Source organism: Nocardia ninae NBRC 108245 (assembly GCF_007990755.1).
Classification (GTDB): domain Bacteria; phylum Actinomycetota; class Actinomycetes; order Mycobacteriales; family Mycobacteriaceae; genus Nocardia; species Nocardia ninae.
Genome location: NZ_BJXA01000108.1, coordinates 1 through 22,002, shown reverse-complemented (window position 1 = coordinate 22,002; position 22,002 = coordinate 1). Strand labels below are relative to the sequence as shown.

Genomic DNA, 22,002 nt, shown 5'->3' with positions numbered 1-22,002 from the left:
GGCGCGGTGGCCGCGCTGCGCGACGGCGGGTGCGATCCGGTGATCGTGGTGCTCGGTGCCACCGGTCCCGATCCGACGCCGCTGGACCTGCCCGCCGACGTGCAATCCGTCTGGGCCGCGGACTGGGCTACCGGGCTCGGTGCGTCCGTTCGGGCCGGGCTGATCGCCGCCGCGCGCACCCCCGCCCGCTTCGCCGCGATCATGCCGGTGGACACCCCGGACGTCGGCGCCGATGTGGTCGCCCGGGTCACCGCGGCCGCGTTCACCGCGCCGAGCGGCCTGGCCCGTGCTGTGTTCCACAACACACCGGGGCACCCCGTTGTGCTCGCCCACAAGCACTGGACCTCGATATGTCAGGAGGCCGTAGGAGATTCGGGTGCGCGCACCTATTTGTCGCGCAAGAACGATATGGTGTGCGTCACGTGCGACGATTTGGCGACGGGCGTCGATCGTGACTACCCGGCCTCGTCCGCACGGTGATCGGAGCGGGCAGATGCGGGACATCGTCGACGACCTATTGCGGGTATGGCATTCCGGGCGCACCGGCGGGCTGGCCACCATAGTGCGCACGATGGGCTCGGCCCCCTTACCGGTCGGCTCGGCCATGCTCGTCGATCCGGACGGCGGCGTCTACGGCGCGGTCACCGACGGCGGGCTCGAGGAGATCGCCTACGAGGCCGTGCTGCATGCCGCGCGAACCGGTCAGCGCGCGATGCACCGCTACGGCGTGGCTACCGGCGTGGCTGGCAGCGCGGACCGCGACGGCATGATGGATGTGTTCGTCGAACCGTTCTCGCGCAGGCACTTTCCCGAGTTTCCCCTCGTCGCCGCGGAGATCGCGGCGCACCGCCGGATCACCGTGTTCACCGTGGTGTGGAACTCCGATGCGGACCTGATCGGCCAGCACCTGATCACCGACAAACGCCACGGCACCGAACTGCTCGCGCTACCGGATTCCGATGTGTTCGTCGCGTCGTTCGCCCCGCCGCCGCGGCTGATCATCTTCGGCGCCAACTCTTTTGCCGCCGCGCTGACCGTGCAGGCCAAGCTGCTCGGCTACCGGGTCACCATCTGCGACTCGCGGGAGAACTTCGCCAAGCCCGAGAAGTTCCCCGGCGCCGAGGTGGTCGTCGACTGGCCGCACCGGTACCTGAACACGCTGTCCTCGGCCGGCGAAATCGACGGCAGCACCGGCATCGTCGTCACCTCGCACGACCCGAAGTTCGAGATTCCGCTGCTCACCGTCGCGCTCCGACTACCCGAGCTCGGCTACCTCGGCGCCATGGGTGCGCGCACCGTGCACACCCAGCGCATGGAAGACCTTCGCGCAGGCGGCTTCTCGGAGGCGACGCTGTCTCGTTTGCATTCCCCCGCCGGGCTGGACGTCGGCGCGCGCACCGCCGCCGAGATGGCCGTCGCGATCGCCGCCGAGCTGATCGCCGCCAGAACCGAGCATGCCGGACGGCACGCACAGCACAGCACCACCCCGCAGCCGCTGAAAACTGTTGTCGGACTGAGCAGTTAAGTTTTCAGCCCCGGGTTCTCCGCATACACCTCGCGTAGCACGGACAGGTCGAACAGCTGATCGGCCGTGATCGCCAGCTCGGCCGCCCGCAACGCGGTGATGTTCTGCTCGATCAGCCGGTCGGTCATGGTCAGCAGCCCGTTGGCGGCGGTATCCGGCGAGGTGACCAGATCGTTCTGCGCCACCGCCTGTTTCGTCTGCTCGGCCAGGTCGAGCTTTTGATCCTTGCCGTACACCTCGACCGCGAGCCGCGCGGACTCCGCCGGGTCGGCCACCGCGTCCTTCCACCCCTTGATCTCGGCGACGAGGAAAGCCTTCAGCTTCTCCCGCTCCTTGTCGATGGTGGACTGTTCGACGGTGAGCGTCTCGGCCACCAGCGGCAGGTTGTAGTCGGCGAATAGGAAGTGCGTGTTCGCGAAACCCTTGGCCGTCAAGGTGATCGGCTCGTTGGTCACGTAACTGACCCAGCCGTCGACCTCCCCGTTGGCCAGCGGAGACGGATCGAACTGCGCGGGCACCATGGTGACATCGCCCGGCTGCATGCCGTTGGCGGCGAGCAAAGCGTGGAAGATCTGCTGATTGGTGTCCTGCACCCCGATCTTGCGGCCCTTCATGTCCTCGGGCGTCTTGATCGGCTTCGCGGCCGAGCTGACGATCGCGAAGGGATTCTTCTGATAGGTGGTGGCGACGATCTTGGCGGGCAGACCCGCCAGCACCGCTCGGGCGGTGGTCTGCGGCGCGGACAGGCCCAGCCAGATCTTGCCGGTGTCCAACCCGGCCTCCACCGAGGTGCTCGCCGCGCCGCCCGCGATCAGCTCGACCGAGCCGAAACCCGCCTCCTTGAAATAGCCCCTGCTATCGGCGAAATACTCCCCGGCGAACTCGATGTTCTTCAGCCAGGACAGCTGGATCGCGACGGTTCCGTACTGGGAGCCGTCCGGGGTGGAACCGCCCGACGAGTCGGTGGCGTCGCCGCCGCACGCGGCGAGCAGACCGGCGCCACCGAGCGCGGCGCCTGCCAGCGCGGAACTGCGAAGCAGCGACCGTCGGTTCATTGTCGGCCCGGTACTGCTTTCGCCATGCATGACAGTCACCCTAGAAGCAGGCCACAGCGCCGATATCGCGAATCGGGAGCCTGGATTTCGCCGTCGTTACGCGCCGACGCGTTTTCGATCGCCGCGAGCCGATATCGCGCCGATGGATGACATCGGTCCGTGCGCTGGTTGCACCACAGGTGAACCCGATCATCGCGCTGCTCGACGCCAAGCTGCACATCGCAGGCTCGGAGATCCTTTGGCGCGAGGTGATCGGTAACGGTTTCGGCCTCGCCGCCGCGCTCGGTGGCATGCGCCGTCGCGTCTGGGCCTGGCCGATCGGTATCGGCGGGAACGCGCTGCTGTTCACCGTTTTCGTCGGCGGCATCTTCAACACCCCGCAGCAATTGAACATGGCGGGCCAGGCCGGGCGGCAGCTGATGTTCATCGCGGTCAGCGTCTACGGCTGGTGGAGCTGGCATCGGCACGCCAACGAGACCGGTCTCGAACACCGCGGCGTCGAGCCGCGCTGGGCGAGCAATCGCGAACGCCTCGTCCTGGTCGCCGCCATGTTCCTCGGCACCGCCGCCTTCGCCCAGCTCTTCGCCGTCATCGGGTCCTACGGTCCGTGGGCCGAGGCCTGGATCTTCACCGGCTCGGTGCTGGCCACCTACGGCATGGCCCGCGGGCTGGCCGAGTTCTGGCTGATCTGGATCGCCGTCGACATCGTCGGTATCCCGCTGCTGGTGAAGGCGGGTTACTACCCGTCGGCCACCCTCTACTTCGTCTACGCGGGCTTCGTGGCCTGGGGCTTCGTCGTCTGGATGCGCAGCATTCGCCCGGTGCTCCCGCCCGCCCCGGTGCCGCTGGCCACCACCCCCTAGGAAAAGTTCGCCTTCCTCTAGGGGGTCGGCGTCCGCCCCGATGCGATGGTCAGCACCGTGCTCGGCGAGCGCCTGCTTCGCGATCCGCCGACGGCGTCAATCTTTTTGTACCGCAGCATCGGCGAAGAGCTTGGCGAGGGTTTCCGCGATATTGGCGGACCGGTCGAAGTGGTAGCCGCGATCGGCGGCGTGGCCCGCGAAGAGGTGCCAGGCGGAGGAGGTGAGCATGCGGGCGATGGTTTCCTGATCGGGGCGCTCGGCACTGGGCGGGGTACCGATGTACTGCGTGACGATGCCCTCCACCAGGCCGACCAGGCCGTAGACGAGCGGGCGGTACGGCGCCACGTCGATGGCGAGCATGTTCGTCCACGACGAGAACTGTTGCCACAGCGACTCGGCCACCCGATGCCTGCCGATGGTCAGGCTGGTCTCCCCCGCCGCGTGCCCGTGCACCGGGCCGTTCTGGCCGAACTGATACAGATTGGGATGTTCGGCCGCCCAGCTCACCACCCGGCGCATGATCTCGTGGAACATGTCCTCCGCGGTCTTGGTCGGGTCGAGCACGAACAGCGCCTCCACCTCGGCCACGTAGTGGTCCAGGATGTACTCGCGCACCCGGGCGTCCAGGTCTTCCCGATTGTCGAACTGGCGGTAGACCACCGAGCGCGCCAGTCCGGCTCGCTCGGCGATCTGCTGGATGGAAACCTCGGCGGTGGGGCCGTGCTCCTCGATCAACGCGACGGCCGCCGCCAGGATCTGCGCCTGCCTGGTCGAGTTGTGTTCGTCCCAGCGCTGTCCGCCCGAGCGCCTGCGATGGCTACGCATGTGGGCGGGCGGTTTCACGGTTATCGACTATACGGCGGTGTCCGCACGCTCCAGCTCCGGCAGGAACCGGGGCCGCATCAGCAGCGGTCCGTCCGGACCACCGGTGAACGAGATCTGCCGCCGCACTCGCTGATCCGACACCGCGTCGAATTGCAGCTGCTGGGCGAAGGTGGCGACGACGAGCGCGGCCTCCATGTTCGCGAATCCCGAAGCGACACACATTCTTTTGCCCGCGCCGAACGGCATGGTGGCCTTTTTGTGTTCGCGCGCTACGTTTTCCGGCAGGTACCGGCTCGGATCGAACTCCTCCGGACGCTCCCACACGCGCTGATTGTGGTGCGACCCGTGGATCAAGGTGATCACCGTGGTGCCGGGTTCGATCAGGTAGCCGCCCAGTGCGTCCGGCTCTTTCGCCGTTCTGGCCAGCCCGACCACCGGCGGCAACACCCGCATGGTCTCGGCGACCACGGCCTGCGTCCACGGCAGCCGATCGAGGTCGGCGGCGGTGGCCGGGCGCGACCCGAGCACCGAGCGCACCTCCTCGCGCAGTCGCTCGCGGGCCTCGGGATGTTCGGACAGCAGCTGCCACACCCAGGTCAGTGCGGTCGCGGTGGTTTCCATGCCCGCGCCGACGAAGGTCATCAGCTCGTCGTGGATCTCCTGATCGGTGTATTGGTACCCGGTTTCCGGATCCGAGGCATCGATCAGCGCGGCGAGCAGGTTGTCCTTGCGCGTGATCCGGCCTGCGCGATGGTCGGCGATCAAGCCGTCCACCACGCGCTCGGCATGGCGCAGGTCGCGCATGGTGCGCGGCTCGACCACCCAGCCCGCCGCCCGCATGATCCGCATCGGCAGCCGCGAGTTCCCGGCGTCGTCGCGATGGCGGGAATGCCGGTGCAGCCAGGTCGCGACGTGATGCAGCGGATGACTGAGATTGGTCATGAAGCCACGGCCGAAGAACCGCAGCAGCCGATAGAGCACCACCTCCGACATCGGGCCGGTGATGTCGGTGCCGAACATCGTGCGCGACGTGACATCCAAAGTGAGGCGGTTCATTTCGGCGTTGACGTCGACCACACCGGCACTCGCGGACAGCTGTCGAATCCGCGCCACCGCGTCCCTGGCCGCCTCGACCATGATCGGGGCGAACCCATCGACGTTGCGCTTGGCGAAGATCGGCTGCACCAGCCGCCGATTGCGCTGCCACAGTTCGTCGTTCAGATCGGTCACCAGTCCGCGCCCGAACGCCACCGCGAGCATGTCGTAGTCGGGGCTCTTGGTGTAGTTGTTCTGATTGGTCACCAGCACATGCCGCGCCAACTCGGGGCTGCGCACGATGACGAACTTTGCGAACGGCACCCTGGCCACGATGACGTCGTCCTGCCCGGGGAAATTGGTCACGTAGTCCAGCACCGTGTGATCGCGCACCCTGGGCAGGATCCCCAGCGACAACCGCACCGACTCCCACCAGCTCACCGGCGTGTTGTGCCATCGAATGAAGGTCGGCGCCCAGCGGGGCGGGTGCAGCGTGGAATCGACTTCAGCGGCAGTGGAATCGACATCGGCCATAGCGGGCTCACCTTGCCTGAACGTTCATATGGGACGTGCTGTCCCACTCAGGTTAATGAGACGCCATGACCCAGTCAATGGGTGAACGCGGTTGCCGAACCTGGTCGAAAGCAGCACAGCCCGGCAAGCCATCCAACGGCTTGCCGGGCTGTGCGACCGCGAAGTCAGCGGCTACTAATTGGGCGTGTCACCCTCGTAGTCCATGTTCGCGGCCTGGTCTTCCCTGGTGGCGGCGGCATCGTCGGTCACATCCGGCTGGTCGACCTCGTCACGGTCCACCTCGGTGTCGTCGGGACGGTTGGTACCGGGTTCAGTGGTCATGGCCTCGGGCATGCCCGGCGCTACCGCGTTCAAACACGGTGGCGCGGCTAGACCACGTCGACCCGCACCCCGGTCGCGCGGATCGCCGCTACCGCCGACGGGTCCGCGTCGGTGTCGGTGACCAGCGCGTGCACCTGCTCGATGCTGCAGATACGGGCCAGGGCGGTGCGCTCGAGTTTGTCGGCGGTGGCCACCACCATGACGTGCCCGGAGCGGCGCACCATCTCGGTGGTGACGCCGGCCTCGTCGATGTGCCTGCATTGCGCGCCGCCCTCGGCGGAGATGGCGTTCACGCCGAGGATCAGCTCGTCCAGGCGCAGTTCTGCGAGAGCACGTTCAGCCAGCGGGCCGTGCAGTTCGTAGGACTCGCGCCGGGCCACGCCGCCGAGCACGACGGTGCGCATGTGCGGGCGCAGCACCATTTCACCGGCGATATTGAGGGCGTTGGTGACGATGGTCAGTTGCTCGTCGCCGGTCATGCCGAGGTCGGTGCGCCCGGCCAGCGCCCTGGCCACCGCGGTGGTCGTGGTGCCGCCGTTCATCGCGATGACCGCGCGCGGATCCACCAGTGAGGCAGCGTGTTCCGCGATCCGCTGCTTGGCCTCCCCGCCGGTCTGACGGTAGCGGGCGGGCAGGTCGTAGGCGACCGAGGTCGCGACGACACCGCCGTGGGTTCTGGTCGCCAGCTGTTGCTCGGCGAGCGCGGTGAAGTCGCGCCGCACCGTCGCCGAGGAGACGCCGAGGCGTTCGGCGGCTTCCTCCACCGAGAGCCTGCCGGAGTCGGCGAGCAGTTCGAGCAGCCGGTTCCAGCGCTGTGGTCGGTCGGTCGGTCCGGTCATCTCATACCGCCCTGCGGCATTCGAACACACCGACCTGCTGTTTTTCGTGGCACGCGAACAATCTGATCACAGGCACGCTGCCGAACGTAGAGATTCCGGCACCGCGATGCCAAGCCGGGTGCCGTCTCAGCGGTGCCCGGCGGCGGCCGTGGCCAGCGGAATCGTGAGGAACGAGGCCGCCGCTCCGGTGCGCTGGATGTCGTATACGCCACCCAGCAGCGCCGGATAGTCCTTCGGGTTGAAGATATGGGTCGGCGCGTCACCGGAGCCGATCGTCACCTGCAACCGGTGGCCGGGCTGGAAGACGTGGAAGGCAGGGCGGATCTTCACGTTGTACTCGGTCACCTGTCCCGGGACCACCGGCAGCATGGATTCGCGGGTACCGGGATGGAAGGCGCCGAGCACACTCCCGTCCGCGGCCCGCCACGTCCGATCCTCGTCCAGCGCGCGGAAGTTCCCGGCGAGCTGCCCGTCGGTCAACGCGATGGCCGTGCCGTCCGGCGCGATGTCCTGCACGGTCACGCTGAAGGCCGAGGCCGGAGTGCTCGAACTAGCGAAGAGGGTGGCGCCGATCGGGCCGCCGAGCACGGTCGGCTCGGTAAACGGCTCGGTGCTGTACTGCGGATTGTCCAGCAGCCCAGGCACATCCGGATGCGCCTGGAATAGTCCGCAGGGGTCGTCGACACCGGCCATGGTGGCGAGCAGCTGGTAGACGCCGGAGAAGTTGCGGGAGAACGAGGAGTTGCAGAGGGTGCCGCCATTGGCCGGAGTGAACGCCACCCGGTCCGAACCCACCGCAGCCGCAGGACGTTCCGGCGTCAGTCGACCGCCTTCCGCCAAATAGAGGTTCTGCGTTGGTGTTTCACGCATCGGATAGGTTGCGCTCTCGATCACCTTGCCGTTGACGTCGATCGCGTGCAGCGGCGTCTTCGTCTCATCGCTGCCGTTGCGGTCGTTCTTCAGCCACCGGTCGAACCACGCCAGTTGGAGGGCGTGCATGTCGAGATCGGTGTTGCGCTGCACGCCGGGCTGCACGTGAAACCAAGGGCCGGTGAGCATTTGGAAGCGGGCGCTGGATGGCGCGTCTGCGGGCATCGGCCCGTGGTGCGAGCGTCCGGCGTAGGCGTTCTGCAGCCCGGCGAAGGTGCGCGGCGTACCGTCCTGCAGCAGGTCGTACTGCCCGCTGACCAAGTACGTCGGAATGTCGTTGGCGGCGATCTGAGCCACCACGTTGTCGATCGCCCGCGACTCCCAGTACGGGCTGTTGTAAGCCTTGTCGCCGTCGAGCAGTGCGTTGAACACCGAATGCCAGGTGCCGTCCGCCCGGAAGTGCGCGAGCAGATGGTCCACGAAGACGCTGGTCAGCTTGTCCGGTTCGCGATACAGCCCGAGGATAGGCGCGAGCTGCGGCAGCACGGTGACCGGGAATTGCAGCATGGAGGCCAGAAAGGCGAGGTTGTAGAAGCCGTCGTGGTTCAGCAGATCCTGGAACGCGTGGTTGCCCGGCATCAGCGGGAACAGCGCGCGCACCGGCGAATCCGGTTCCAGCACACCGGCGGTGAAGAGTTCGGTCATCCCGAGGTAGGACAGGCCCCACAGCCCGATCTCGCCGGTCGAGTTGGGTAACCCGGCGGCCCAGCGGATCACCCGCTTGGCGTCCTCGCGTTCCTGTGGCTGCAAGATGCTCCACTGCCCGCCGGAGGATCCGGTGCCGCGGATGTCCACGATCACACTGATATAGCCGCGTTTTACGAAATAGTCGCCGTAACCCGCCGCGTCGCTCACCTGTTTGGCCACGTCGATGACCGTCGGCAACGCGTTTTGCAGAAGCGGTCCGACGCCGTCGTAGGACAGCAGGCGCATGAAGCCCCCGCTGTCCTTCCCGTACGAGGTCTGGGTCAGCACGATCGGGAACGGGCCGATCGCCGGTGCGCCGGAGGCATCCGTCGGATACCGGACATCCGCGCGCAGCACCACGCCGTCCGCCATCGGCAGCTCGACGTTCTTCTGTTCGCCGACGCCGTACAGTTCCGGTCCCGGATTCCACCCCTCGGGCAATCCGGTGCGGGAGTCGGCCGTCGGCAGGGCGTCCCCGCCCGCCGGTTCCGCGCTCGCGAGCGGCAGCACCGAGGAAACAGTGAGGACACCGATGGCGACCAGCGTGCGAGCCGTGGTCGAGATCGCCCTGACGAATCGGCTACGGCTCGGACCGCCGCGATTCAGTGGGTGAACGGTCATCGTCATTGATCACCCCTCGCTCCGGTGAGTGGCGGTCTTGCCTGCTCACCATCGTTCCCGTGGACGGTCAGGTCGCGGCGCAGCAGTTTTCCGGTGCTGGTACGTGGCAGTTCATCGAGGAACGTCACATCCCGCGGCACCTTGAACCGAGCCAGGTTCGCCTTCACGTGCGCCCGAACACCCTCGGCATCCAACTCGTGACCGGCCTGCCGCACCACGAAAGCCGCGAGCCGCTGCCCGAACTCCTCGTCGGGCACCGCGACGATGGCCGCCTCGGCAATCGCCGGGTGGGCGTAAAGTAACTCCTCGACCTCGCCGGGAAAGACGTTCTCGCCGCCGGACACGATCATGTCGTCGTCGCGGCCGTCGATGAACAGCCGCCCGCCCGAATCCCAGTGCCCCACATCGCCGGTGGACAGCAGGCCGTCAACGCTGTCCTTGGTGCCGCCGCCGGAGTACCCGGCGAACGACAGCAGGCTGCGCACGTAAATGGTGCCGCGCCTGCCCGGTTCGGTGACCAGCTCGCCGTTGTCGTAGAGCCGGACGGTGCATACCGTGGGCGGCCGGCCCACCGTCCCGGACGCCGCACGCCAATCCTCGGGCGTGGCGATGGCGGCGACGCCGACCTCGGTGGAGCCGTAGAAGTTGTAGAGCACATCACCGAACGCCTGGGTGGCGGCGTCGCCGAGCGCGGCGGGCAAGGCCGAGCCTGCGCTGAAAACGATGCGCAGACTGTCGGTCTGATACTCGGCCAAGACGTCTGAGCCGAGGTCGAGTATCCGGCGCAGCATGGTCGGCACGAGGACAAGTACCTGCGCTCGATGTTCCGTCACGGCGGCCAGCGTCGCCTCGGCGTCGAATCGCCTGCGCAGCACCACCGTCGAGGCCAGCGACAGTGCCAGGATGAACTGGTTCAGCGCCGTGCCGTGGAACAGCGGCGCGGCCAGCACCAGAGTCTGGTTGCGCCGCAACGGAATCCGCTCCAGCAATGCGGCAGCCGCCAGCGGTGACTTGATTTCACGCGGAACCCCCTTCGGTGTTCCGGTCGTTCCGCCGGTCAGTAGCACGAAGCCGCCCTGCCGCGCCGGCGGAGCCGGCTCGGCCGGGTCGTTGCCTGCGATCAATTGGTCGACCGTGGCAATGCCGCCCCCGGCGACGCCGTCGTGCACCGCGAGCACCCGCCGGACCTGCGGCGCCAACACCTGCAGCAGCTCGCTGAACTCCTGGTCGTACACCACGACCTCGATGCCCTCACGCGCCGCGACGTCGGCCAGTTGCGGCCCGGCGAACCCGGTGTTGAGCAGTACCAGCCGTGCGCCGATCTTGGCGGCGGCGAGCATGGTGTCCACCAATTCGCGCCGGTCTCGGACGAGCGCGGCGACGGTGCCACCCGGCCCGAGGCCGAGCGAGGTGAAGCCGCGGGCCAGGGCATTGCCCCGGGCCTCCAATTCCCGGTAGGTGAGCGATCCGAGTTCGTCGATCACCGCCACCCGATCCGGTTCCCGCCGTGCCGACATCCGCACCGGCCCGGCGATGCCGCCGAACTGCCGGACGGCGCGGGAGGCGCGCACCAGGTCGGCCGGTGCGAGCAGGTCGAACACACCGGCGCGTTGCAGCACGCCCACCGAGTGCAGATTGACCATCAGCGCCCGAACGGCACTTCCGATGGAGGACATGAACACTCCGTCCAGAGAATCGACGACCTCCTCGAGTAAGGCGGTCGACTCGACTCTAGGAGATTATCCTCATTTGGGCAAGACATCTTTTCAGATGCTTGGCCGAATTGATCCCGCGACGGTTCTGCTTGATTTCAGATCAGGTGGGAGCGAGTCCGGAGTTCACGAAATACGCGATCTCCTCGCAGATTTCGTCCAGACCGATCACCGTGCCGGGCAGAGTGCTCTGGACCAATTCCTGAGCCAATGAGTTCACCGCGCCGATCACCGCGAGGGCGAATAGATCGAAGCGCCTCGGTTTGGTCTCGCCGCGCTCGACCGCCCGCTCGGCCTCGCTGATGATCAGCGCGGAAAGCAGGCGCCGCTGCTCCCTGCGCCATTCCTCCACGGCCGCACTCACGCCGACCACTTCGACATAACAGACTCGGGCGGAGCGATGATCCTGACAGGTCACCGCGAGATAAGCGCCAAAACCCTGAACCACCCTGGTCGACAGCGGTTCGCCGACAGTTTCGGCCAGCGCCTCCAGTGCCCGCTCGACCGCGTGCGAGGTGATCCGATTGACCAGCGCGATCAGCAAAGCCTCACGGCTGCCCATATCTTCATAGAAACTGCGCGTGGACACATTGGCTTCCGCGCACAGGCGCTCGATGGAAGTGGCTGCGTAACCCTGGGTTCCGAATAATTCGAGCGCGGCGTCGATCAATCGCGTCTGCCGCTGGGCGACCCGCTGCTCCCGGGACAGCCCGCCGTAGCTGCGACCGTCTTTTGCTTCCGCTTCCCGCCGTGCCACCGTTCGATGTTACCCCGCACCCTCACCACCACCCCGGCACGGACGTCGGTCCGCGCCGGGCGCACCGCAGCTACTTCTGCCGGCCGATCGCCTGTCCGACGAGGGCTTGCGCCAGCGGCGGCAGTATCTCCGACAGTGCCTGCCCGAATTGCGGTTCCGTGAAGGCGCTCACCGGACTGGTGATCGAGCAGCCCGCGGGTACCGCGACACCGTTGAGCCGGTCCTTCAACCAGAAGAACGCGCCGGGCAGATGGGCGGGGACGCCGGAGATATGTTCGGCGAGGAATTCCCGGACGTATGTCACGCTCGGCGCGCCCTCGGCGCAGTATTTATCGACGATGGCATCGGTGCCCGCGATGGGAATGAGCTCGTCGTGCTGCGCGTGATAGAAGTAGATCGGCACGGTCGGCTTCTGCTGTCCGAGTGAGTTATCCGCGATCGCGGCCCGGATCTCCGGCAGGCTCAATGGATCACCGCCCTGAAAACTACCGAAGTAATTGAATCCGGGAAACAGGGTCGCCCCCTGCGGATGACACAGCACCTTCTTCGAGGCCATGACGAATTGCCCGAGCAGATCGACCTTTTCGCGCATTACCCGCTGCATGTCCGGATATTCGGTCGCAATACCGACGATCGCGGCGGAGATGAGGCCCGCATAGACGCCGCCATTGTTGTGCCGCACCACCTCGGCATAGTCGCCGGCCGCGACACCGCCCGCCGCGACGCCGACGATATTGAGTTCGGGCGCGTAGCTCTGCTTGATCTCCGGCACGAAGGCCGACGGAATCGTGCCGCCGGAGTAACCCCACAGCGCCGTCGGTGTCTGCGGTCCGTTCAACTGTGCGGGGGCGAAGTTCTCGGCGGCCCGAATCCCGTCGAGCGTTGCTTGCGCGTTCATGCGCGAGGCGCCGTACGCCGAATTCGGGCCCTGATAGTCGGGCATCGCGACGGTCCAGCCTTGCCCGAGACCCGCGGCGATCGGGATGAGCGTCTCCGCCGCGTTCACGTAATCGACCGGGATGGCACCGGATTGGGCGACATAGGACGGGGCACAGTACTGCGCGACGCTGTCCTCGGCGATCTGATAGGACAGCAGCTTCGCCCCACCGGCGGGCGCGGGCCCGCGCGGCTTCAGGATCGTGGTGACCGTCGAGATCGGCTCGCCATGGCTGTTGGTGGTGCGATACAGCAGCTGCCACGCATCGACATTCAGCTGCACGATGCCCATGAACGCCGGGTGGATCGCCCGTGCGCGCAGGATCTCACCCGGTTGCGCCGCGGCGACCGCGCCCGCGGCGGGCCGATAGAAGTCGTCGAGTTCGGGTGGCAGGGTCAGCGCGGGTGCGGGCTCGACCCGGACACTGCCCTGCTCGCCCGGCTCCGCCTGGCCCGAACCGAGGGCCGTCCACGCCGCCATCAGCGCGATGACGCCCAGGACGACGACGCGCCCACCATTGCGCACGCTCATCGAAGTGCCTTCCCGTAACCGCTCGTTACCAATATTGGTAAGGGATATTTTCAGATAACGGGCCAGAAGTCCAGTCTCAGACAGTGATGTGGTTAATGAACAGGAAAACGGCGGGTGGTGAAGCACACCACCCGCCGTACCCGACTACTTGACGCTGCCCGCCGTCAGACCTGCGACGAGGCGCTTCTCGATGAACGCGAACAGAATCACGACCGGGATGATACCGACCGTGGAGATAGCGAAGACGTATTGCCATGACGTGTCGTACTGGCCGATGAACTTCGTCAGCGCCACCGACAGCGGCTGGTTCTCCGCGGTGGTCAGCACCACCAGGCTGGCGGCGAACTCGTTCCAGCAGGAGACCACCACGAAGATCGTGGCGGTGACAATGCCGGGCCAGACCAGCGGCAGGCTCACCCGGACCAGGGTCTGCCAGCGGCTCAGCCCGTCCAGCATCGCGGCCTCCTCGATCTCCACCGGGATGGAGGCGAAGAAGCTGTGCAGGATCCACACCGCGAACGACAGGTTGAACGCCGCGTTCACCAGGATCATCGCCAGCCAGGTGTCGTTGATGCCGATCGCGAAGAACTCCCGGATCAGACCGGTCACCAGCACCGTCGGCTGCAACATCTGGGTAACCAGCACCAGGCCGAGAAACACCGCGCGACCCGGAAACTTGTGCCGCGCGGTGTAATACGCGGCCGGAATGGCGACGAGCAACACGAGCACCGTGGCGAACACCGAAATGATCACGGTGCTGGCCATATTGAAGGCCAGCGGCGTCTCCGGGGTGTCCCACATGGTGGCGTAGTTGTCCGGATGCCACGACTCGGGGATGTATGTCGGTGGAATGCGCAGGATTTCGGGCCTGCTCTTCAGCGAGCCGAGCACCATCACGATGAACGGCACCAGGAACAGCGCGGCGATCAGGACTCCCACGGCGGTCAATTCCCAGCGGCGCCGTTTCGGTTTCGCCCCGGGCCGCTCGGCCGATACGGCCACTTCTACCGCACCCGTTACCTTTTCGAGGTGCGCCACGTCCGCCGTGGTCATCGGTCGACCTCCTGTGCCGTACGGGACACCCGGTCGGTCGGCGGGTGCGGCTGTGGTCTCGTCACCCGTCGACCTCCTGCGTCGGCCGGATCACCTTCACGTAGATGGCGATGATGACGATGATCAGCACGAAGTTCAGCACGCTCATCGCCGCGGCCGTGTCGATCGCCTGGTTCTGCCGGATCAGCTTGAACATCAGCGTGGTGGTGGTGTCGGCCTCGAAACCCGCGATACTGCCGGTGATCACCTGCAGAATCGGCAAGGAGTTGAACGAGTTGATGATGTTGATGATCGTCGCCACCGCGATGGCCGGACGCAGCTGCGGCAGCGTGAGAAAGCGGTAGCGCTGCCACGCACTCGCGCCGTCGACCCGGCCCGCCTCGCCGATCTCGGCCGGAATCGATTGCAGCCCGGCCAGAATCGTGTAGGTGGTGAACGGGATCGAGACGAACACCGCGACCCCGATCGCGACCAGGAACGCGGGCGTCGGCTGCTTGGTGAAGCCGAAACCCCGGTCCAGCAGGCCGATATCGACCAGGAAGCGGTTGGCGATGCCGACGTCGGGATCGAGCATGTAGTAGAAGATCGTCGTCGTCATCACCACCGAGGCCGCCCACGGCACCAGGACCGCCATCCGCACCGCCGTGCGGCCGGGGAAGTCCTTGGCCAGGAACTGGGCCAGCCCCGCCGAGAGCACCAGGGTGATCAACACGACGGCGACCACCCAGATCACCGTGTGCGCCAGTACCGAGCCCAGCTCCGAAATCCTGAAGAGCTCGCGAAAGTTCTCCAGCCCGGCCGGACCGCGGTCCTGGCCGTACTGGCTCAAATCCCGGGTACTGGTCCACACCATGTAGCCGGCCGGAAAGGCGACGATAGCCGCGATCAAGACCAGCGCGGGCCCGATCCACGGTATCGCCGCCAGAGTTCCCTTCCGTCGCACGCTATTTCGCGGCTTCCTGAACACGCGCCAACACCTGGGCCGGGTCGGTGCCCTGCGCGATGGTGCCCATCTGCTGCCGGATAGCACCCTGCGCCGCAGCCCATTTCGGGTTGTTGCTCGGGTAGAACTGGGCCACCGCGAGGGTCGAGCCGAACGCCTTGGTCACCGGGTCCGCGGCCAGCTTGGCGGCCGCGCTGTTGGTGATCGGGATGAAGCCCTCTTTGGACACGAAGTTCGCGTAGACGTCGGCGCTGTAGAAGAAGTCGAGGAACTTCTTGATCGACTCGGTCTTCTTGCCGTCCTTCTTGAACGCCATCAGGTGATCGGCGACGCCGAGCGTCACCGGGGTGCCGGACTTGGTCGGCGTCGGCGCGGTCGAGTACTTCAGCGCCGGGTTCTTCGCGGCGATCTGACCGATGGTCGGGGGCAGGCCCTCGATCATGCCGATCTTGCCCTGGATGAACGCGTTGATGACGTCCTTGCGATCGGTCGCTCCCGGATTCGGCTGGGTGACACCGGCATCGGCGAGCTCGCGCATGGCGCGCACGCCCTCCAGGTTCTGCGGGGTGTCCACGGTGATCTTGTCACCGTCGGCCCACTGGCCGCCCGCGCCGAAGGTCCAGATGGAGGTCTCGCCCTGGGCTTCCTCGCTGCCGAGCGGCAGACCGTAGCCGGAGACACCGCCGCCGAGCGCCTGAATCTTCTTGGCCGCGTCGGTGAGCTCGGCCCACGTCTTCGGCGGCGAGGTGAGGCCGGCCTTCTCGAACAGTTCGGTGTTGTAGAACAGGGTGCGGGTGGAGGCGAACAGCGGCAGCGCGTACTGGGTGCCGTTGAGCGAGGCGTTCTTCGCGAAGCCGGGCTGGATGTCGGAGAGCACCGACGGCGAGACGATCTCGTTGGCGGGGTACAGCATCCCGTCGCTGGCGAAGCTCGCGTAGGCGTCGATGTTGAGGATGTCCGGGGTGGTCGACGTCGACTGGAGCTTGGTGCGCACCACGTCGTTGATCGAGTTCCAGGACTCCATCTGCAGGTTCACCTTGATATCAGGGTTCTTCTGCTGGAAATCCGCGATGATGCCGTCCCACAGCGCCTTCGTACCGGTGGCCCCGTCACTGTAGGCCGGGGCTAAGAAGTTGATCGTATTCTCGGAGTCGGCGTTATCTTTCGAGCCGAACCCACAGGACGAGATCGCCAGCGCGAGGCCGGTGACCATCGCGACCCCCGCAAGCACGCCGTGGAGTGGTCTTTTCACGAGTAGAACCTTTCAAATTTGCACACCGGGCGCCACTGGACAGCCGATGATGGGATCGAACTGATCGACCGACTATCAACATAGACCCAAGTTTGATCATATGTGACCGATTCGCTCGTAAATTTGACATGAACGATCACCGGGCGGATTCTGTTGTTGTGCCGATCTCCGCCGAAACCACGCCCGTGACCCACCTGGCCAACGAGGTCGCCACCCAGCCTGACGACTGGGCGCGCGCCGAAACGATCGCTGCCGAACATCGCGACATCCTCCCCCACAAGGGCGAGCGAGTCGCCGTGATCGGTTGCGGCACTTCCCTGTTCATGTCCAAAGCAATCGCGGCGCTGCGCGAGGGCGCAGGCCACGGTCTGACCGACGCCTGGCCCGCCAGCGAGGTCCGCTACGGCCGCGACTACGACCGCTACCTGGTGATCTGCCGCTCCGGCACGACCACCGAGGTGGTCAACGCCATGCGGGACATCCCAGCACACATTCCCCGCACCGTCATCTGCTCCAGCCCCGGCACCCCGGTGCTCGAGCTGGGCGATCCGATCCTGATCGACGAGGTCGACGAGGAATCGGTGGTGCAGACCCGCTTCGCCACCACCGCCCTGGCGATCCTGCGCTGGCACCTCGGCGAAGACCTCGCCCCGGTGATCGAGCAGGCCCGCGCGGTGCTCGCCGAGGACCCGGCCGTCTCGCTCGCCGACGTCCGGCACGCCGAGGAGATCAGCTTCGTCGGCATGGGCTTCGCCGCCGCCATCGCCGAGGAGTCCGGTCTGAAGCTGCGCGAATCCTGCCAGTCCTGGACCGAGTCCTACCTGGCCACCGAGTACCGGCACGGCCCGATCGCCATCTCCGCGCCGGGCCGCGCGGTCTGGGCCTTCGGACCGCTGGTGCCGAACTTCGCCGCCGATATCGCCGGTACCGGTGCGCACTTCGAGCACCGCGACATCGACCCGATGGCCGATCTGCTGCGCGTCCACCAACTGTGCGTGCTGCGCGCGGCCGATCTCGGCCTCGACCCCGACCACCCGCGTGGGCTCAATCGCTCGGTCGTCCTCGACCAGTGATCGGACCGACCCGGTGAAACTCGAACCAGCCGGTCACGCGCCACAGCACGAACCGGGAACTACTGTGCCAACCATGGGAGTCGCGCAGGACCCGGCGGCCGTTGCCGAAAGCACGGCGTCCTCGACCAGTGCCGCCGGTGCCGCGGCCGGGACTGCCGGGTCGACCGCGGCGGCGCACCGCGGCGGCACAGTGACGCGTCCGGTTGCGGCGACCCCGCAGCCGGACGCGTTGGCCGAGGACGCGCTGGTGCTCGGGCTCGATGTCGGCGGCACCACCATCAAGGGCGAGATCACCGATGCCGCGGGCCGGGTGCTTGCCGTCGGCACCGTCGCGACTCCGCAGGGCGAAACGGCCTTCGACGCGATGGGGGCGCTCGGTGACCAGTTGCTCGCCGAGCTGACCCCCGAACTTCGCGCTCGGGTCGGCCGGGCCGCCGTCGTGCTGCCCGGCATCGTCGACACCGTCCGGTCGATCGCGGTGTTCAGCAGCAATGTCGGCTGGCGGGACGTGCAGGTCGGTGACCGGTTCGTCACCCGCTGGGGCATTCCGGTGCTCATCGAACACGATGTGGCCGTTGCGGGTTGGGCCGAATGGCGCTTCGGGGCCGGGCGCGGTTACGACAACGTGTGCGTGGTCATCCTCGGGACCGGCATCTCCGGCACCCTGTCGGTCGGCGGGCACCTGCTGCGTAGTACGTACGGACAGGTCGGCGAATACGGGCACATCCCGGTGCGCGCGGACGGCCTGCCCTGCCTGTGCGGGAACACCGGTTGCGTCGAAACCGTGGCTTCAGGAGCGGCGATCGCCCGCGCTTACTCTCGCCGCACGGGTCGTGAGATCAGCGGTGCCGCAGAGGTATTCGCGCTGGTGGATACCGATACCGACGCCAAGGCGGTGCTCGGGGACGCGGTCGACGCGCTCGCCGACGGTCTGATCGGGATCGTGCATGCCGCGTGCCCCGAACTGATCATTCTCGGTGGTGGACTGGCGGGGGCTGGTGCCGCGCTGACCGATCCGCTGCATCGAGCGATCGCCGATCGGCTTCGGCTGGTGCCCGCTCCGCACGTCGTGCTCGGGGAGTTCGGGGCTCGGGCCGGGTTGATGGGTGCCGCGCTGTTCGCGAGGCAGGGGGCGCTCGAATGATCAGTACTGGGCGTTCGCAGCTGGAGGCTGGGCTTTCGGCTCTCCGGGCCAGGTATTGGCGTCTCGGGCCCGCGCTACTCCGCCCCGACGCCGTGCCCTCACGTTCCAGGGCTGAGATGCCCCTGCACTGGCCAGTGCTGTCGGCGGCCGAGGCTTGCCACGAGCATCCCGGAGGTATTGAGGTGGTTGCGTGCTGAGCGGTGCCGAGTCGACCATCCGTGGACGTGTCGTTTCCGCGAGCGCTCAGCTCGACGACGGCGTGGTCACCGTTGTCGATGACCGGATCAGTGCCGTGTTGCCGTTCGCGGAGTGGGTTGCGGCGCATCCGGATTCGGCTGCGCCCGCTTTTTCCGGCACGGTGCTGCCCGGGCTGGTGGACATGCACAACCACGGTGGATTCGGGCATCGGTTCGACACCGTCGACGCGGCGGAAGCGCGGGCGGCGGCGGAGTTCCACCATGCGAGCGGGTCGACGACCGTGGTGGCCAGCGTGGTCACGGCGGCCGCCGCGGACATGGTCGCGCAGACCGCTGTGCTGCGGGAACTGGCGGAAGATGGTTTGCTCGGTGGAATTCACGCCGAGGGGCCGTTCCTCTCGGAGGCACGCTGCGGGGCACAGGATCCCCGGTTCCTCCGTGATCCTGATCTCGAACTCACCGATCAACTGCTCGCGGCAGGCGGTGGGCAGCTGCGGATGATGACGCTGGCGCCGGAGCGTTCCGGTTATGACGCTGTCGCGCAACGACTTAGCGATCACGACGTGGTCGTTGCGCTGGGGCACAGCAATGCCGACTACACGTCGTTCCTGAAAGCGTTGCGGCCCACCGGGTTCGGCACCGTGGCTACTCATCTGGCGAACGGTATGCCGCCGCTGCACCACCGCGATCCCGGTCCGGTCGGCGCATCGATGGTCGCCGCCGCGGCCGGACATGCGACGGTCGAGTTGATCGGGGACGGTGTGCATGTCGACCCCGGTTTCGCCGCGCTCGTTTTCGTGACCGCGCCGGGGCGGGTCGCGCTGATCACCGATGCCATGCAGGCGGCCGGGTTGTCCGACGGTGAGTATCAACTCGGTCCGCAATCCGTGACGGTGCGCCAAGGGGTCGCCCGGATCGCCAACGGTTCGATCGCGGGCGGTATCAGCACGCTGCTCGACTGCGTGGCGCGCGCGGTGCGCGACTCCGGCGTGTCACTGGCCGACGCGGTGCTCGCGGCCACCTCGACCCCGGCGGCCGCCCTCCGGCTACCCGACGTCGGCGACCTCCGTACGGGCTATTTCGCCGACCTGTTGATAGTTGATGAGACGCTCCGGTTGCGCCGGGTGCTCAGGCGAGGACAGTGGTTGTCGTGATCCTCACCGTGACGATGAACCCGGCCTACGACATGACCTACCGTGTCGAGCACTTCGAGCGCGGGCAGGCGCATCGGGTCCGCTCGGTCGAACAACGCATCGGCGGCAAAGGTATAAACGTCACCCGGGTGTTGAATCAGCTCGGAAAATACGCCAGGGCAACGGGCTTCGCCGACCACGCGTTCGCCGCCGCCGCCGAGCTGGAGATGCCCGTCGACTTCGTGCACGCCCTGCCCTGGGTGCGGCGCACGGTGGTGATCAGCGAGTCCGAGGACGGCACCGCGACCGCGCTGTGGGAACCCGGCGCCCGGGTGTCCAATCCGCACGCCGCCGAACAGCTCGCGGTCCGCGTCGCGGGCATGCTGCCCGACATCGACGGCCTGGTCATCTCCGGATCGCTGCCCGGCGGCATCGCCGACACCTTGCCCGCGGAGATCGCCCGCACCGCCATCGCGGCCGACGTGCCGACCATCTGCGATGTCGACGGCGAGGCGCTGCGCCTGGCCGCCCAGATCCCCGGCGTCATCCTGATGCCCAACGGCGACGAGCTGTACCGGCTCACCGGCATCAAGTCCGCCACCGCCGATGAGGTCGTCACCGCGGCGTTCCCGCTGATCGAGGCCGGCGTCCGCGCCGTCATCGCCACCCGGGGCGCCGACGGCATGGTCGCCGTCACCGCCGAGGGCGCCTGGTTCGCCACCCTGCCCGAGCCGCTGGCCGGAAACCCCACCGGCGCGGGCGATTCCGCCACCGCAGCGGTGATCGCCGCCCTCACCGCCGACACCGTCCCCGCCTGGCCCGCCATCCTCACCGACGCCGTCGCCACCTCCGCCGCTGCGGTCGTGATTCCCGTCGCCGGGGAGATCGACCGTTGCCTGCGCACCCGGATCGCGCCCACCGTCCGGGTCACCCAGCTGGACCTACCCACCCGCCAAGAAACCACCCCCTGAGCCGATGCCGGGTGTGGTGAGCTCTCAGGAGATTTCGCTATGCCGCTGACACCCGTTTCCGCATTGATCGCCGCCGCCGGACCCGGCGGGCTCGGCGCGTTCAACGTGATCACCCTCGAACATGCCGAGGCCATCGCCGCCGCCGCCGAGTCGGCGAAACGACCTGTCGTGCTGCAGCTTTCGGAGAACACCGCGAACTATCACGGCAGCCTCGCCCCGCTGGCCCTGGCCTGCCTGCGCATCGCCGCGGACAGCAGCGCCGACATCGCCGTCCACCTCGACCACGCCACCTCCGCCGAATTGATCCGCACCGCAGTAGATCTCGGCATCCGCTCGGTCATGTACGACGGCTCCACCCTCGACTACGCCGCCAACCTCGCCGCCACCGCCGACATCACCCGCTGGTGTCACGACCGCGACGTGCACGTCGAAGCCGAACTCGGCGAAGTCGGCGGCAAGGACGGCGCACACGCCCCCGGCGTCCGCACCGACCCCGACGAAGCCGTCGAATTCGTCGCCGCCACCGGCGTAGACGCCCTCGCCGTAGCCGTCGGCTCCTCGCACGCCATGCACACCCGCACCGCCACCCTCGACAACGACCTCATCGCCCACCTGGCCGCCAAGGTCCCCGTCCCGCTGGTCCTACACGGCTCCTCCGGCGTCCCCGACGAAGGCCTGCGCGCCGCCGTCCAACACGGCATCACCAAGGTCAACATCGCCACCCGCCTCAACGTCCTGATGACCGAAGCCATCCGCACCACCCTCACCACCACCCCGACCCTCTCCGACCCCCGCAAATACCTCACCCCCGCCCGCACCGCCATCCAATCCGAAGTAACCCACTTCCTCCACCTCCTAGCCGGCTGACCGGCCCCCGCCGAGCCACAGCGACGGCCCCACTCACACTTCCCTGCCCCCAGCCGCCCCACTCCGCGCCAATCGGGCCATGACGGCGCGCCTACCCGCAGCTTCACCCCACCACGCCCCGACCGCCGTGGGGCTCTCCGCCGAGCGGGACACGACGGCGGACCTACTCGAAGATCCGCGCCACCACGTCCCGCCCG

20 protein-coding genes are annotated in these 22,002 nt (G+C 67.3%); 8 read left to right on the top strand and 12 right to left on the bottom strand.

The features are described 5' to 3' along the window. The coding region (locus tag NN4_RS40710; RefSeq protein ID WP_147142692.1) for a nucleotidyltransferase family protein at positions 1–480 on the top strand (480 nt) is incomplete at its 5' end. Positions 481–493: 13 nt separating this feature from the next. Then, complete coding sequence (locus NN4_RS40705) at positions 494–1,525, top strand: XdhC family protein (protein WP_147142689.1); 1,032 nt, start codon at positions 494–496, stop codon at positions 1,523–1,525. On the opposite strand, the gene NN4_RS40700 is transcribed toward NN4_RS40705, so the two are convergent. Next, positions 1,522–2,580: an ABC transporter substrate-binding protein gene (locus NN4_RS40700; protein ID WP_246181362.1), complete on the bottom strand. Its 1,059-nt coding sequence runs from the start codon at positions 2,578–2,580 to the stop codon at positions 1,522–1,524. The genes NN4_RS40705 and NN4_RS40700 overlap by 4 nt on opposite strands. Before the next feature lie 146 nt (positions 2,581–2,726). Here NN4_RS40700 and pnuC point away from each other — a divergent pair, with 146 nt between their 5' ends. Continuing rightward, on the top strand, positions 2,727–3,443 hold the full coding sequence (gene pnuC, locus NN4_RS40695) for a nicotinamide riboside transporter PnuC (RefSeq protein WP_147142683.1): 717 nt from the start codon (positions 2,727–2,729) through the stop codon (positions 3,441–3,443). Between the two features lie 96 nt (positions 3,444–3,539). Here pnuC and NN4_RS40690 read toward each other — a convergent pair whose 3' ends face one another. From NN4_RS40690 to NN4_RS40645, 11 genes are all read right to left on the bottom strand, one after another. Next, a complete protein-coding gene (locus NN4_RS40690; protein WP_147142680.1) occupies positions 3,540–4,286 on the bottom strand; it encodes a TetR/AcrR family transcriptional regulator in 747 nt (248 codons plus the stop codon). 9 nt (positions 4,287–4,295) lie between these two features. Continuing rightward, complete coding sequence (locus NN4_RS40685; RefSeq protein ID WP_147142677.1) at positions 4,296–5,837, bottom strand: cytochrome P450; 1,542 nt, start codon at positions 5,835–5,837, stop codon at positions 4,296–4,298. 174 nt (positions 5,838–6,011) lie between these two features. Continuing rightward, positions 6,012–6,158, bottom strand: a complete 147-nt coding sequence (locus tag NN4_RS45495; RefSeq protein WP_186818870.1) for a hypothetical protein — start codon at positions 6,156–6,158, stop codon at positions 6,012–6,014. Between the two features lie 47 nt (positions 6,159–6,205). Further along, complete coding sequence (locus tag NN4_RS40680; RefSeq protein ID WP_135233707.1) at positions 6,206–6,997, bottom strand: DeoR/GlpR family DNA-binding transcription regulator; 792 nt, start codon at positions 6,995–6,997, stop codon at positions 6,206–6,208. 126 nt (positions 6,998–7,123) lie between these two features. Continuing rightward, a complete protein-coding gene (locus NN4_RS40675; RefSeq protein WP_147142674.1) occupies positions 7,124–9,241 on the bottom strand; it encodes a CocE/NonD family hydrolase in 2,118 nt (705 codons plus the stop codon). Beyond that, positions 9,238–10,911, bottom strand: coding sequence for an AMP-binding protein (locus NN4_RS40670; RefSeq protein ID WP_222595262.1), 1,674 nt, complete (start codon positions 10,909–10,911; stop codon positions 9,238–9,240). Before NN4_RS40670 ends, NN4_RS40675 begins: the two co-directional genes overlap by 4 nt. 139 nt (positions 10,912–11,050) lie before the next feature. Further along, positions 11,051–11,617 carry a TetR/AcrR family transcriptional regulator gene (locus tag NN4_RS40665; protein WP_246181361.1) on the bottom strand — a complete coding sequence of 189 codons (567 nt, stop codon included), beginning with the start codon at positions 11,615–11,617 and terminating at the stop codon, positions 11,051–11,053. A 157-nt stretch (positions 11,618–11,774) separates the two neighbouring features. Next, positions 11,775–13,172 carry a lipase family protein gene (locus NN4_RS40660; RefSeq protein WP_147142665.1) on the bottom strand — a complete coding sequence of 466 codons (1,398 nt, stop codon included), beginning with the start codon at positions 13,170–13,172 and terminating at the stop codon, positions 11,775–11,777. A gap of 144 nt (positions 13,173–13,316) precedes the next feature. Continuing rightward, entirely contained in the window at positions 13,317–14,225 is a 909-nt protein-coding gene (locus NN4_RS40655) for a carbohydrate ABC transporter permease (RefSeq protein WP_186818869.1), read from the bottom strand. A gap of 61 nt (positions 14,226–14,286) precedes the next feature. Beyond that, positions 14,287–15,168: a carbohydrate ABC transporter permease gene (locus NN4_RS40650; RefSeq protein ID WP_186818868.1), complete on the bottom strand. Its 882-nt coding sequence runs from the start codon at positions 15,166–15,168 to the stop codon at positions 14,287–14,289. Between the two features lies 1 nt (position 15,169). Next, complete coding sequence (locus NN4_RS40645) at positions 15,170–16,420, bottom strand: extracellular solute-binding protein (RefSeq protein ID WP_246181360.1); 1,251 nt, start codon at positions 16,418–16,420, stop codon at positions 15,170–15,172. A gap of 128 nt (positions 16,421–16,548) precedes the next feature. Between NN4_RS40645 and NN4_RS40640 the strand changes: the two genes are divergently transcribed. The 5 genes from NN4_RS40640 to NN4_RS40620 all read left to right on the top strand — a co-directional run bounded on the left by NN4_RS40640 (position 16,549) and on the right by NN4_RS40620 (position 21,805). Next, the gene (locus NN4_RS40640) at positions 16,549–17,493 is read left to right on the top strand and encodes an SIS domain-containing protein (RefSeq protein ID WP_135233713.1); all 945 of its coding nucleotides are present in this window, start codon (positions 16,549–16,551) and stop codon (positions 17,491–17,493) included. Positions 17,494–17,566: 73 nt separating this feature from the next. Continuing rightward, positions 17,567–18,637 carry an ROK family protein gene (locus NN4_RS40635; RefSeq protein WP_147142661.1) on the top strand — a complete coding sequence of 357 codons (1,071 nt, stop codon included), beginning with the start codon at positions 17,567–17,569 and terminating at the stop codon, positions 18,635–18,637. 190 nt (positions 18,638–18,827) lie between these two features. Further along, complete coding sequence (locus NN4_RS40630) at positions 18,828–19,988, top strand: N-acetylglucosamine-6-phosphate deacetylase (protein ID WP_246181359.1); 1,161 nt, start codon at positions 18,828–18,830, stop codon at positions 19,986–19,988. After that, positions 19,976–20,938, top strand: coding sequence for a hexose kinase (locus NN4_RS40625; RefSeq protein ID WP_246181358.1), 963 nt, complete (start codon positions 19,976–19,978; stop codon positions 20,936–20,938). Before NN4_RS40630 ends, NN4_RS40625 begins: the two co-directional genes overlap by 13 nt. Positions 20,939–20,977: 39 nt before the next feature. After that, complete coding sequence (locus NN4_RS40620) at positions 20,978–21,805, top strand: class II fructose-bisphosphate aldolase (RefSeq protein ID WP_147142658.1); 828 nt, start codon at positions 20,978–20,980, stop codon at positions 21,803–21,805. The last annotated feature ends 197 nt before the right edge of the window (positions 21,806–22,002 follow it).

Bases quoted from the DNA above. Each gene is read 5' to 3' on its own strand.
- NN4_RS40670 (WP_222595262.1), bottom strand. From the start codon at position 10,911: ATGTCCTCCATCGGAAGTGCCGTTCGGGCGCTGATGGTCAATCTGCAC.
- NN4_RS40675 (WP_147142674.1), bottom strand. From the start codon at position 9,241: ATGACGATGACCGTTCACCCACTGAATCGCGGCGGTCCGAGCCGTAGC.
- NN4_RS40640 (WP_135233713.1), top strand. From the start codon at position 16,549: ATGAACGATCACCGGGCGGATTCTGTTGTTGTGCCGATCTCCGCCGAA.
- pnuC (WP_147142683.1), top strand. From the start codon at position 2,727: ATGACATCGGTCCGTGCGCTGGTTGCACCACAGGTGAACCCGATCATC.
- NN4_RS40685 (WP_147142677.1), bottom strand. From the start codon at position 5,837: ATGGCCGATGTCGATTCCACTGCCGCTGAAGTCGATTCCACGCTGCAC.
- NN4_RS40655 (WP_186818869.1), bottom strand. From the start codon at position 14,225: ATGACCACGGCGGACGTGGCGCACCTCGAAAAGGTAACGGGTGCGGTA.
- NN4_RS40635 (WP_147142661.1), top strand. From the start codon at position 17,567: ATGGGAGTCGCGCAGGACCCGGCGGCCGTTGCCGAAAGCACGGCGTCC.
- NN4_RS40705 (WP_147142689.1), top strand. From the start codon at position 494: ATGCGGGACATCGTCGACGACCTATTGCGGGTATGGCATTCCGGGCGC.
- NN4_RS40660 (WP_147142665.1), bottom strand. From the start codon at position 13,172: ATGAGCGTGCGCAATGGTGGGCGCGTCGTCGTCCTGGGCGTCATCGCG.
- NN4_RS40620 (WP_147142658.1), top strand. From the start codon at position 20,978: ATGCCGCTGACACCCGTTTCCGCATTGATCGCCGCCGCCGGACCCGGC.
- NN4_RS40700 (WP_246181362.1), bottom strand. From the start codon at position 2,580: ATGAACCGACGGTCGCTGCTTCGCAGTTCCGCGCTGGCAGGCGCCGCG.
- NN4_RS45495 (WP_186818870.1), bottom strand. From the start codon at position 6,158: ATGACCACTGAACCCGGTACCAACCGTCCCGACGACACCGAGGTGGAC.
- NN4_RS40680 (WP_135233707.1), bottom strand. From the start codon at position 6,997: ATGACCGGACCGACCGACCGACCACAGCGCTGGAACCGGCTGCTCGAA.